12 protein-coding genes and 1 tRNA gene are annotated in these 12,016 nt (G+C 44.5%); 10 read left to right on the top strand and 3 right to left on the bottom strand.

Going from position 1 to position 12,016, the window contains the following annotated elements; translation table 11 throughout:
* The first annotated feature begins 131 nt into the window (after window positions 1-131).
* Window positions 132-1,322: a class I SAM-dependent rRNA methyltransferase gene (locus tag L2744_RS01750; protein WP_248990429.1), complete on the top strand. Its 1,191-nt coding sequence runs from the start codon at window positions 132-134 to the stop codon at window positions 1,320-1,322.
* A gap of 191 nt (window positions 1,323-1,513) precedes the next feature.
* Here L2744_RS01750 and rpiA read toward each other — a convergent pair whose 3' ends face one another.
* On the bottom strand, window positions 1,514-2,176 hold the full coding sequence (gene rpiA, locus L2744_RS01745; RefSeq protein ID WP_248990428.1) for a ribose-5-phosphate isomerase RpiA: 663 nt from the start codon (window positions 2,174-2,176) through the stop codon (window positions 1,514-1,516).
* Window positions 2,177-2,417: 241 nt separating this feature from the next.
* Between rpiA and L2744_RS01740 the strand changes: the two genes are divergently transcribed.
* From L2744_RS01740 to L2744_RS01730, 3 genes are all read left to right on the top strand, one after another.
* Window positions 2,418-3,350 (top strand): DUF808 domain-containing protein, encoded by a 933-nt coding sequence (locus L2744_RS01740; RefSeq protein WP_248990427.1) that lies wholly within the window; start codon window positions 2,418-2,420, stop codon window positions 3,348-3,350.
* 81 nt (window positions 3,351-3,431) lie between these two features.
* Complete coding sequence (locus L2744_RS01735) at window positions 3,432-4,328, top strand: 3'-5' exonuclease (protein WP_248990426.1); 897 nt, start codon at window positions 3,432-3,434, stop codon at window positions 4,326-4,328.
* A 207-nt stretch (window positions 4,329-4,535) separates the two neighbouring features.
* Window positions 4,536-5,465 carry a hypothetical protein gene (locus tag L2744_RS01730; RefSeq protein WP_248990425.1) on the top strand — a complete coding sequence of 310 codons (930 nt, stop codon included), beginning with the start codon at window positions 4,536-4,538 and terminating at the stop codon, window positions 5,463-5,465.
* 105 nt (window positions 5,466-5,570) lie between these two features.
* Here L2744_RS01730 and L2744_RS01725 read toward each other — a convergent pair whose 3' ends face one another.
* The gene (locus L2744_RS01725; protein ID WP_248990424.1) at window positions 5,571-5,909 is read right to left on the bottom strand and encodes a PBPRA1643 family SWIM/SEC-C metal-binding motif protein; all 339 of its coding nucleotides are present in this window, start codon (window positions 5,907-5,909) and stop codon (window positions 5,571-5,573) included.
* Between the two features lie 354 nt (window positions 5,910-6,263).
* On the opposite strand from L2744_RS01725, the gene L2744_RS01720 reads away from it, so the two are divergent.
* The 4 genes from L2744_RS01720 (at window position 6,264) to L2744_RS01705 (ending at window position 10,331) form a co-directional block, all read left to right on the top strand.
* Window positions 6,264-6,340: transfer RNA gene (locus L2744_RS01720), tRNA-Trp, on the top strand.
* 225 nt (window positions 6,341-6,565) lie between these two features.
* Entirely contained in the window at window positions 6,566-6,856 is a 291-nt protein-coding gene (locus tag L2744_RS01715) for a DUF2607 family protein (RefSeq protein ID WP_248990423.1), read from the top strand.
* A gap of 84 nt (window positions 6,857-6,940) precedes the next feature.
* Window positions 6,941-9,085, top strand: a complete 2,145-nt coding sequence (locus L2744_RS01710; protein WP_248990422.1) for a TonB-dependent siderophore receptor — start codon at window positions 6,941-6,943, stop codon at window positions 9,083-9,085.
* Window positions 9,075-10,331, top strand: a complete 1,257-nt coding sequence (locus L2744_RS01705) for an acetyltransferase domain-containing protein (protein WP_248990421.1) — start codon at window positions 9,075-9,077, stop codon at window positions 10,329-10,331. The genes L2744_RS01710 and L2744_RS01705 overlap by 11 nt, the downstream gene beginning before the upstream one ends.
* A gap of 94 nt (window positions 10,332-10,425) precedes the next feature.
* On the opposite strand, the gene dpsA is transcribed toward L2744_RS01705, so the two are convergent.
* Window positions 10,426-10,893: a DNA starvation/stationary phase protection protein DpsA gene (gene dpsA, locus L2744_RS01700; protein ID WP_248990420.1), complete on the bottom strand. Its 468-nt coding sequence runs from the start codon at window positions 10,891-10,893 to the stop codon at window positions 10,426-10,428.
* A gap of 220 nt (window positions 10,894-11,113) precedes the next feature.
* On the opposite strand from dpsA, the gene L2744_RS01695 reads away from it, so the two are divergent.
* On the top strand, window positions 11,114-11,464 hold the full coding sequence (locus L2744_RS01695) for a DNA polymerase III subunit psi (protein ID WP_248990419.1): 351 nt from the start codon (window positions 11,114-11,116) through the stop codon (window positions 11,462-11,464).
* A gap of 29 nt (window positions 11,465-11,493) precedes the next feature.
* The gene (gene rimI / locus L2744_RS01690) at window positions 11,494-11,991 is read left to right on the top strand and encodes a ribosomal protein S18-alanine N-acetyltransferase (RefSeq protein WP_248990418.1); all 498 of its coding nucleotides are present in this window, start codon (window positions 11,494-11,496) and stop codon (window positions 11,989-11,991) included.
* Window positions 11,992-12,016: the final 25 nt, after the last annotated feature.

Genomic DNA, 12,016 nt, shown 5'->3' with positions numbered 1-12,016 from the left:
AAGGTATTATTCGCGCCCTATAAGTCAGGTGCGTTCGGTACTCGCACTTAGGCAACATTGGGTATATCATCCGTTTCCCATTTTTAGACTTCAGCCTTTGTTAAAGGCGGCACTATTTTACAGGCAGCACTATGGCTATCAGAATCAAACTTAAACCCGGCCGCGAAAAGTCGCTCGAGCGTCGTCATCCTTGGGTATTTTCCAATGCTATTCATAACATTAAAGGAAAACCAGAGGCCGGTGAGACCGTCGATGTGGTCGCCCATGATGGTCATTGGTTAGGTCGTGGTGCTTGGTCGCCTGAGTCGCAAATCCAAGTGCGGATTTGGACATTCGATCGTGAAGAAGAAATTGATCGCGACTTTTTTGCCAGACGTTTACAGCGGGCGCAAATTGGCCGTAATGATTTAATCCGCGAGCAAGGCTTAACGGGTTATCGTTTAGTGGCAGCCGAGTCCGATGGCTTACCCGGTATCACAATTGATAGATATGCCAACGTGTTAGTGTGCCAGTTATTGAGCACAGGTGCTGATTTGTGGCGCGATACCTTAGTCGAGTTATTGGCTGAGCAATACCCAGATTGCGCTATCTATGAGCGTTCTGATGTGGATTCCCGTAAGAAAGAAGGCCTGTTGCCCGTCACCGGTTTACTGCACGGCACTCTGCCTGACATGCCGGTGATTATCGAAGAGAACGGTATCAAGATCGCCGTCGATGTGATCAAAGGCCATAAGACAGGTTTCTATCTCGACCAACGTGATAACCGCGCCATTGCGGCCCGTTTTGTTAAAGGCAAATCCGTGCTGAACTGTTTTTGCTACACAGGCACTTTTGGTCTGTACGCCGCGAAAGCAGGCGCTGCCAGTATTGAAAACGTCGATGTGTCTTCTCTGGCATTAGCGACAGCGCGTCAAAATATGCAAGTGAACGGTTTGAGTGATGACAATGTGCATTACAACGAAGCCGATGTGTTCAAGTTGCTGCGCCAATACCGGGATGAGGGTAAAACCTTCGATGTGATCGTGCTTGACCCACCTAAGTTTGCCGATAATAAGGCACAGTTGAATGGTGCTTGCCGCGGTTATAAGGATATCAATATGATTGCATTGCAGTTGTTGAATCCGGGCGGCGTATTATTGACCTTCTCTTGTTCAGGATTAATGCCAGCAGATCTGTTCCAAAAAATCGTGGCCGATGCTGCGCTCGATGCGAAACGTGAAATCCAATTTATCGAACGTTTAAGCCAAGCGAGCGATCACCCAATCGGTAGCGCCTTCCCTGAAGGATTCTACTTAAAAGGTTTAGTCGCCAGAGCTTGGTAGAGAGTCGCGAGAGCTTGGTAAGCCAAGCTTTTGATATAAGCTGCCAGCGATGGTGAGCTGAGCAAGATAAAATTGAGCTAGATAAAACTGAGTCATAAAAAATGCCAGCCCTTGTATAAAGTGGCTGGCATTTTTACAGTGTTTTTTACATCTGTAGCCCCGTGATTGCTATGGGCTCTTTAACGCTGAGCTTATTTGGCGGTGAACGTTTTTACGCCATCAGGCGTGCCAACTAACAATATATCGGCACCGCGTTTAGCAAACAGCCCATTAGTCACCACACCGACTATCTCATTGATCTGACTTTCTAATTCTTTTGGATTAAGGATCTTAAGATTGTATACATCGAGGATTACGTTGCCGTTATCGGTAACAACACCTTCGCGATATACTGGATCTCCACCTAGTTTGACTAATTGGCGGGCAACATAAGAACGTGCCATTGGGATCACTTCAACTGGCAGAGGGAATTCACCTAAGATATCCACTTGTTTTGTGTTATCGACGATGCAAATAAACTTTTCAGCGACCGCGGAGACAATTTTTTCACGGGTTAATGCCGCGCCGCCGCCTTTGATCATATCCATACGGTCGTTGATTTCATCGGCTCCGTCCACATAGACAGATAAACGATCCACGCTGTTTAAGTCATAAACGGGAATACCCAGTGCTTTCATTTTCTGAGTGGACGCTTCCGAGCTTGAAACCGCGCCTTCGATATCAGCTTTCATGGTCGCTAATGCATCAATAAAGTGGTTTACAGTCGAGCCTGTGCCTACACCTACAATACTGTCTTTTTCAACGTACTTTAGCGCGGCCCAACCGGCAGCTTTTTTCATTTCATCTTGAGTCATGTTGACATCCTGTAACGGCAAATGAGTAAAAAATTCTGGGGTTAGTATACTCTTTTCCGACAAATAATGTGGGGCTATTCCATTGTCAGTGTGATCTGCATTCATGGTATTTCTACATGATAAAACTGTTCGAATAATGTAAGCGACTTAAGCAGTTAAGATGAAAAGCATTTCATTATGCGCATCTAATCTAACTAAGTTACTATGGTAAAAGCAGAATGCTATTTATTAAGGAAGTTTTATGGCTGGGGCGAGTTTATTAACTTTACTCGATGATATCGCATCGATTTTAGATGATGTGGCAGTGATGAGTAAGGTTGCAGCAAAGAAAACCGCAGGGGTGCTAGGGGATGATTTAGCGCTTAATGCCCAGCAGGTGACAGGTGTCAGTGCTGACCGTGAGTTGCCCGTTGTCTGGGCTGTTGCTTTAGGATCATTTCGCAATAAGTTGATTTTGGTGCCAGCGGCCATGCTTATCAGCGCGTTTATTCCTTGGGCTGTTACGCCATTACTGATGTTTGGTGGGCTATTTTTGTGTTTCGAAGGTTTTGAAAAACTACACCATAGTTATATTCATCGGAAAGACAAAAAACACGGCGAGAGCAAAGCAGAACACGAACTGCCACAGATAGCCGATTTAGCCGCTTACGAGGCCGAAAAAGTGAAGGGGGCTATTCGCACCGACTTTGTATTATCGGCAGAAATTATTGCCATCACCCTTGGTATAGTGGCGGATAAGCCCCTTACGACACAGTTTTTCACCTTAGCCACTATTGGCATTATTATGACCATTGGCGTGTATGGGCTCGTTGCTGCAATCGTTAAAATGGATGATGCAGGTTTGTACTTAAGCCAGCGCCAAGGTACATCTGTGGTGATGCAGCTTAATCGCAAACTCGGTTTTAGTTTGTTAAGCGCGGCGCCCGTATTGATGAAAAGTTTAACCATTATCGGCACAGCGGCCATGTTTATGGTGGGCGGCGGGATTTTAACCCATGGTTTGCATATCATCGGTGAGCAAATTCACCATGCGCAACAAGCTATTGCTGCAATCAGTGTTATCGGCCCTGTCCTGGCGGTTCTCACGCCTAGCATGCTCAACGGGTTATTTGGTGTGCTTGCGGGCGCCCTTGCTGTTTTTCTTATGGCGGGAATTCAAAAGCTGCGTAGCTAATTGTTGGTTTTGGTGGAAGATAGTTCGATATAGGAATGGTTTCTAACGGAAGTTATTCTTTAAGCTCTCAAGGACGGTGTGATGAAGTTAATGAAGTATTGCCTTTCGCCCAATAAGTTAGCTTGGCTACGTCAGGAGCTAAGCGAGAATGCCGATGGTTTGATTGCAGTAATGGATGCGGCGGGTAGCGCCTATTTGGCCCAAGCAGCACAGTCTGATACTTCAGTTGCAATAGATGCTTTGCCTAAATTAATAGGGCCTGAACTTAAGTTATTGTGGTTTAAACAAAAGCTTGCACTTATCACTCGTCTTGATGATATTGAGTTATCCCAATTAGCCCCTTTCGAGCTTGAGGGTACGCGAGTGGTTGTGGTTCAGCCTGATGAATTAACAACAGTGCTGCAAAGCATAAGCGAGCAGCGTGTCATTGGGTTTGATACCGAAACTCGCGCAAGTTTTGAGCGCGGAGTGCAGCATCCCTTAAGTTTGATCCAAATCGCGACCCATGACACCTGCTATTTGTTTCAACATGCGCTGTTAGCTGAGCAGTTAGTGTTATTAAAACCTGTGCTTGAGGATGAGAATATCTTAAAAGTGGGTATTGGCCTTAGAAGTGACGGTCAAGCATTAACGCGGGAGTGGGGGATTAATGTCACGCCGAGGTTAGATTTGAACTGGGCGCTAGCACAGCTTGGGGCGGGTAAAGAAATGGGTACTCGTCAACTGGTCGCCACTTTACTGCAAAAGCGTATCGATAAGCCCAAAAAAGTGACCCTATCGAATTGGCAACAGGTACCTCTAACTTCTACACAAATTGTTTATGCCGCCTTAGATGCATTGGCAGCGCAACATTGTTTTAGCGAGCTAATTGACAAACTTAAGCCATTTTATCTGGCATCATTAGAAGCGAATGCTCAGTTGCTTACTCAAAACCTAACGGCTCGACTTGCTGTCTATTTTGAACAGGCCAATGGGTAAAGGGATGATTTTGAATACCAAAGAAACTCGGGCTAAGTTGAAAGCGGATCCACTTAGCTCCAATGTTAGCTCACAGGGAACCAGCACTTTGGGCTTGATATACCGAGTCATTGGGATGTTGTTTTTGTTAGGGCTAGTGACGCTCGGGGTTAATACATGGCTTTAAGCTCAAAAATACTTAAGCCATAAAAAGGGAAAGGGGGCGCTATGTTAGATGCGATTTGTGAACTCGATCCCGAGCAAGGCGACGCAATTCGAGTGACATACAGCGTATTTACGTTTCAGCACTTGTCCGAAGCGGATATTGAGCGTCTGCGTCAAAGGTTATTTTGCCCTGCCTGTGGCGGTAAAGCCTATTTCCGTAAAGCCTCAAAAGATGGCAAAGCTGCCTGCTTTGGATCCCGCTATCATCAAATTGATTGCATTGAATTTAAACCTTCGGTACAAAAATCCCGAGAAGAACAAGATGCCATCGAAGTGCATCAACAGCTGGTGGATGCCGATGCGCTGATGATCGATTTTAGCCGTAAACCGAGAATAGCTAAATCTAGCAGCGCCAAGTCAAAGGAAAACGCAGATAAAGCCATACTTAATTCAGCGCAGATTGCGGATATTGAAGTAAAGAAGGTTAACGTTGACACAGTGCAAGAAGCCCCGATGCAATATCAGGTCGACATGCCAAAAGATACCCCACTCAAAGAACAACGCGTCCCGAGCCAAGGTTTAGAAAAGTTGCTCCACAGTTTACTGCGTGGTTCCGATTTAGCCACATCCAACCTCTGGGTGTATACAGATAGTGAGCGTAAATACCGCTGGCGGGCAAAGAATCTATTTGTGAATTTTGCCGATGCCGATCCCAGTGATAATAAGCCTCATATGTATTGGGGGACGATTTCACATACGGATCCAACCATGAATTGGCTCAATCCCGCTGACAGTAAAGATATAGGTATTCCTATCGATGGGGTAAAGGCAAAACTATTAAAGCAATTTGCCATTGAAGATAAACGTGATTTAGAAGGCGCAGGGCTGATTTTATTCGGTAAGTGTTTTTGGAATAAAGAAAAGACCCGCAAAATCATTCAATTATGGAATAACGATCTACAGCGAATTTTTATCTCACCTATTGAAGATTAATCGAGTTATGGATGGTTTGAATAGGATCTAACTGGAAGATATAAGCGGAAAGGGACTCGTTCTCGTCGTAGCAAAAAGACCCTATCAATGCGATTTAGTTTGGACTTACTTGCCACAGCATTTTTTGAACTTTTGACCACTACCGCAGGCGCATGGCTCATTACGGTTCGGCTTTTTCTCAAAAGTTGTGGTCTTAGGTTTATTCAATAAACCTTCTAATTCAATGATGTCTTCAGCAACTTCGGCATTGATTTCGATATTGGCAAACAGTTGGTGCTCGGCAACAATAGCGGCAACTTCAAGTTTACGTGCTTCATCGGCAACGATTAATTGCAGGGGAAAAGCTTCTGTTCCAGGTTTAGCGGTACGTTTAGTGTTGTAGCCATAACTTTCGTGCTTTGGCTTAGGCGTTTTACGGCCTTTAAAGAAAAATTTGTCAGACATGAAGGGTTCCGTGGAGCTGTGTATGAAATTGACGATGCTTATACTATAAAACACCGATTTTATAAATCGAACTCAGATATTTTTTCGATAACTGCGTTTATGACGACGCTTTATTCGGGCATCTCACCACTAAATACGGCTTATTTAGCAGAGGAGGTTATCGGGAGGGATTTATCCGATCGCGTCAAGGTTGCAGTGCAACGCTACTTGGCTGGCATGGTGTGTTTTTCATCGTTATACCAACTAAATCAACACTCATGATAAAACTTGTTTGAAAAATCTTCAGTTAATTGGGTTTGTTAGAAAAAGTCCTTTACCTTTGAGAGTGCTTTTAGCATAATGCCCCACGTCAACAGGGGTGTAGTTCCAATTGGTAGAACAGCGGTCTCCAAAACCGATGGTTGCGGGTTCGAGTCCTGCCACCCCTGCCAAATAAAACAACGGCTTGCATAGAAATATGCGAGCCGTTTCTTTTTTCTGTAACGTATCCTCAATCACATTCCGTCATCTCAATTTATTCGCCGTCATTTCCTTCTTTCAAAAAACTGTCATATCCCTCTTGTAACATTTGAGCGTCATGGCTTAGGTAAATCGATTTGCAACTTTAGTTGTTCTTAACATACAATCGCCTGCCAAATTATTTGAGGAAGTATGGTTTGAACAGTGTGATGCACACAAGACGCACCCTAGCGATATGGCTTATTGCCATATTGGTGCTATTGTCTGTGGCTTCGGCTGCTCACAGTGTTTCCCATTTAAAAGATGATTCAACAACCCATTGTGTGCTTTGCTTACACCAGCACCAAGTACAACATGCGTTAACGAGTACACCCTTTCATTTCCAACTGTCTCAACAAAGCTATATCCGCGTTGAGTTTCAAGTCGTTTCCTTTGAACAACTTTTTAGTCGTTTCTTTAATAGTCGCGCACCACCGATAGCAGCATAACTTTCTGATTAAATTCATTAATTGATTCATTTTTAGTGTCTTGGTTTTACTAAGGCGCTGATGCTGTTTATTTTCGGAGTGAAAATGACTTATTTTGCTTTCCCAAAGCGCGTAGCGCTTTTGATGGGCGCTTTCGTTGCATTTAATTCTTCAATGGTTTTTGCCACTGAGGAGACTCAATCGAGTCAACAAGCTATCGATACAAATATCGAGCGTTTAAGTATCCATTATCGTCAAGCCTACCGTGGCAATGTGCCCTCTGAGGCGCTTCCTCAAGCGATTAGTGTGTTAGATGAACAATTGATAAAAGATGCGGGCCTTACAAGGTTTCAGGATGTATTGGATTATTCCGCCAGTGTAGCGCGGCAAAATAACGGTGGCGGGTTATGGGATAGCTTTTCTTTGCGCGGTTTTCCGGGCAATGAAAATATGCCATCTGGCTATCTGATTAATGGTTTTAATGGTGGTCGTGGTTTTAGCGGTCATAGAGATCTCTCTAATGTGGCCTATGTGGAAATATTAAAGGGCCCAGGTTCTGCACTTTACGGGCGTTCTGAGCCTGGTGGAACGGTCAATATTGTGACAAAGAAACCACAATATGAGACTGGCGGTTATGTTAAGGCATCAGCGGGGAGTTTCGATCAGTATCGGCTCGAAGGTGATGTTACCTCTGGTTTGACGGAGTCAGTGGCTTTTCGTATCAATGGTGCTTGGCAGGAATACGATAGTTTTCGTGATTATGTATTTAGTGACAAGAAGATAGTTACGCCTTCTGTGCGTTGGCAGATCTCCGATAAGGCCTCATTACTCTATGAGATGGAATACCTTAAACAGGAACAGCTATTCGATCGCGGCGTTATTGTGCTCAATAACAATATCAACACAGTATCGCGCTCACGTTATCTAGGTGAGCCTAATGATGGCGCAACGAAGGTTAATGCTACAGGGCATCAACTGACCTATGACTATGAATTAAATGATGATTGGTCATTAACTGCGGGTTATAACTATCGCGATTCCACCTTAAAGGGTTATTCCTCCGATGCTGAGCTGGCAAAGGGGCGTCAATCTTTATTTGATGATGGTCGTACACTGACTCGCCAGCACAGATATAGGGACTATGCCTCTGAGGATAATTCCCTGCGTTTTGAATTAAGTGGTCATCTCGATACCAATTTTATTCGCCATAATTTGCTGCTTGGGGCCGATGCCTATCATTACAATTTGAAGACGGGGCTTTATCGCTATCGAGGTCAAAAAGGTGAATATGCCATCGATATTTTTGAGCCTCAATATGGAGGAACCCAGCCAGAGGTGAGTTTGCTGTATGAGAATGAGGAAACCCAGAAGGCATGGGGCACTTATCTTCAAGATCAAATGGATTTAACTGAAAAGTGGAAATTACATTTAGGACTGAGGTTCGACACCTACCAGCAGGACATTAGTGAAACAGCTAAAGATACCCTATCGGAACAAACCGATAATCGGGTTAGCCCTAAAGTGGGTCTCGTCTATTTATGGTCAGAGGCGTTAAGTTTCTATAGTTCTTATTCTGAAGGCTTTTTACCGCTTTCGGGAACTGATTATGCGGGTAATCCCTTTGAGGCTGAGGAGAGTAAATCTGTAGAGCTGGGCATGAAGTTTAATGGTGCTTGGCTTAACGACCTTTCCATAAATGGTAGTTTAGCTGTGTTTGATGCTAAGAAGAGCAATATTTTAACTTCAGATCCGGTGAATGTGGGGTTTTCTGCCACCTTGGGTGAAGCGAAAAGTACTGGGCTTGAATTAGATATCGCGGCCGATCTGACTGAGTCATTACAAGGCAGACTATCCTATGCCTATCTTAATACGCGTACAGCCAACGATACTTTGAATGTTGACTTTGGCGTACAAATACCCGCAGGAAGTCCACTGGTTAACGTGCCTAAACAAACGGCGAGTGTTGTGTTGAAACAAGATCTCAATGATTTTTCCATTGATGGGCATTTGGGATTAAGTTGGCGCTATATAGATTCGCGCCTCGGTGATTCAGCCGATCCTAGCTTTCAATTGCCTTCTTATCAGTTAGTTGGGTTGTTTATGAACACCCACTTAAGCGACAACTTAAGCCTTGGTGTGAATCTGGATAACATACTGGATGAACATTATATCGCGAGTAGTTATTCCGCTCTGTGGGCCGTACCCGGCGAGCCACGTAGTATTAAAGTGAGTGTCAGCTATGAGTTCTAATATCAGCGCTAATCCAGCGTTATCTTCAGGTTTTACCGAGCAAGAACTGGGTCGTTCTATTGGCCGCACCCGGATCAATAGTATCGATATGATGCGCGGCATGGTGATGCTTATCATGTTACTCGACCATGTGCGGGAGCGGTTTTTCTTTCACATGCAGGTGAGCGATCCTATGGATTTGAGTTCGACCTCTTGGGGGCTTTTTGTGAGTCGCTTTGCCGCCCATTTTTGTGCGCCAGTCTTTGTGTTCTTAACCGGGGTTTCTGCATGGCTTTATGCCAATCGTAACCATGGTGAGCCACGTTCAGCACGTATGTTTTTGATTAAACGCGGGCTGTTTTTAATCGCGCTGGAAATTTTAGTGATTAACTTCTCTAACCTCTCTTGGATGGTCAGCTATTACACCCTCTGGTTACAGGTGATTTGGGTGATTGGTCTGAGTATGCTAGCGCTCGCTGCACTGATAAACCTGCCTAGACCTTGGATGGCCCTTTTAGGATTTGCGATTGTTTTTGGCCATAATCTGTTGACGCCTATTGGTTTTCAGCCCAATGAGTGGGCTTACGGTCTGTGGACCATATTGCACGACCGCGGCTATCTCGTCAGCGAAGGTGCGCTTAGGGTTAAGGTGAGTTATCCCGTGCTGCCTTGGATTGGAGTGATTTTACTGGGTTATGTTGCAGGGCCACTTTTTAGTAATAAGCCGAACGGAAGCAATCTTGATGCATTGGCTCGCCAGCAAAAGCTGTTGTTTTTAGGGATCAGCTGTTGGGTACTTTTTGCGGTGCTACGTGGGTTTAACCTTTATGGCGAAACCTTGCCTTGGCAGTCGGGGGCACATTTGGGTGAAACCTTGATGTCGGTATTTAACTTAACGAAATACCCGCCATCATTAAGCTTTTTACTGGTGACTTTAGGCGGCATGTTCTTTTGCTTAGTGGCCTTTGAGCGGTATTTTGCATCAAATGGGAAAGTGGGTGGGAGATTAGCGCGAGTCGGCCATGGGTTGTCTGTGTTTGGCTCAGTCCCTATGTTCTTCTATATCTTACATTTGTACGTGCTGTTAATGCTTTATACTTTAGCGAAATTCATCTTTGGCGCAAACTATGGTGAGTACTTTGGCGTGAGCAATATAGGATGGGTTTGGTTTATCGCGGGCGTGTTAGCCATCGCATTGTATTATCCCGTTAAGCGATTTAGCGAGTATAAAAAACACAGCACTCAGGCTTGGATTAAGTACCTCTAATCTATTTTGCGTGATCAAGCTTTAAAGGCAAAAGTCGCCAAGTGTTTACTTGGCGACTTTTTTGCTTTGGTCAGAGCAATAATCTATTTAGCGATTACTCTGCGAGTAAGCTACGAAGCATCCAAGCATTTTTTTCGTGAAGTTGAATGCGTTGGGTCAGTAGATCGGCGGTTGCTTCATCATTTGCTTTGCTTACGAGTGGATAAAGTGCCCGCGCATTGCGGATAACGATTTCCTGATCGTTTAGCAGCTCGCGGATCATGGTTTCAGCCTTGGTTACCCCTTGATCCTCTTTGATTTCTGTCAAGGATGCATAGGCTGAATATGAGCCTAATGCTCTGGCTCCCAGTGCCCGTACACGCTCTGCGATAAGGTCGACCGCAAGGGCAAGTTCGGTATACTGCTGTTCAAATAGCAAGTGTAAGCTAGTGAACATTGGGCCAGTGACATTCCAGTGGAAGCTGTGGGTCTTAAGATAAAGACTGTAAGTGTCGGCCAATAACTGGTTTAATCCTGCGGCGATATCTTCTCTGTTAGTTTGGTTGATGCCGATGTTAATCATGGTATTTTCCTTTCATTGTCCTACTCGATGGACTAAGACTAGCAGAATAGGATTTTTAATAAAGCGATTAAAATAGATTTACCAAATCGCTTAATTAGATTGTGAGTGGGTTATCCTTTATCGCGTGTTGCTGCAGTCTCCAAGGCCAGTAACATTAACCAGGCATAACTGGTATTCTTAAGCCATTGTGATCTATGAGTGAAAGAATCTAAGCTAACCCATGAATAAATCAGCCTATTTAGAAGCCATGGCGATTACCTCTTGGCGTATACGTGACACTAAGGTTAAGCCCTATCAAGTAATTTGGGATGCCGATGACGCGTTGCCGCAAGCACAAGCACTTATTGATCAGGTGCTTGAGTTAATTGGTGTCACGTCAGATGAATGTGATTTTGATTGTCAGCTCCATAAAGGAAAGCAAATTATTTGGGATTTACGTCGCCATAAAGTGAGACCTCGCACTGCGTGGTTAGTCTCTGAGCCTCTGGCGAGTTTACTTGCGGGGAGTGAGGCTAAACGAGCCCTATGGTCACAGATTTGCCAATGGCGTGAGCAGCACATTAAGGCATAAATAACGCTATCAGCTTCGGGACTTAATGCGTGAATATTCAGTACTCTAAAATATTAAATCCACAGTTAACCTTAGTGCGTCTTGAACAAACTGATGTGCCTCAAATGGCCTCAATTGAAGCGAGCGCACACTCCCATCCTATGAGTGAAGGCAATCTTGCCGATTGTTTTGGCGCGTTATACCGCGTATATGGTTTAACACTAGCGGGAGAAATGTCTGCTGAAACGTTAATTGGTTTTGCCATTATCCAACAGATCCTCGATGAAGTGACCCTGATGGACATTTGCTTAGCACCTGAGCACCAAGGTTATGGTTATGGCAAGTTATTACTGAGTGAAGTGATTGAAGCTGCAAAAAACTCTGGCGCTGTGGTGGTGATGCTCGAAGTACGAGAGTCTAATCTTGCGGCCCGTGCTTTATACCAAAAGATGGGCTTTACTGAGTCTGGCAGGCGTAAAGGTTACTACAGTGCAGATGATGGGAGAGAAGATGCGATTTTGATGGATTTCGCGATCACTTCTGAATAGCCCATTTCATTTCACTCAATAAAAA

The organism is Shewanella profunda (assembly GCF_023283765.1).
GTDB lineage: Bacteria > Pseudomonadota > Gammaproteobacteria > Enterobacterales > Shewanellaceae > Shewanella > Shewanella profunda.
The sequence above is the reverse complement of the archived record's forward strand: the minus strand, read 5'-3'. Positions and strand labels throughout refer to the sequence as shown.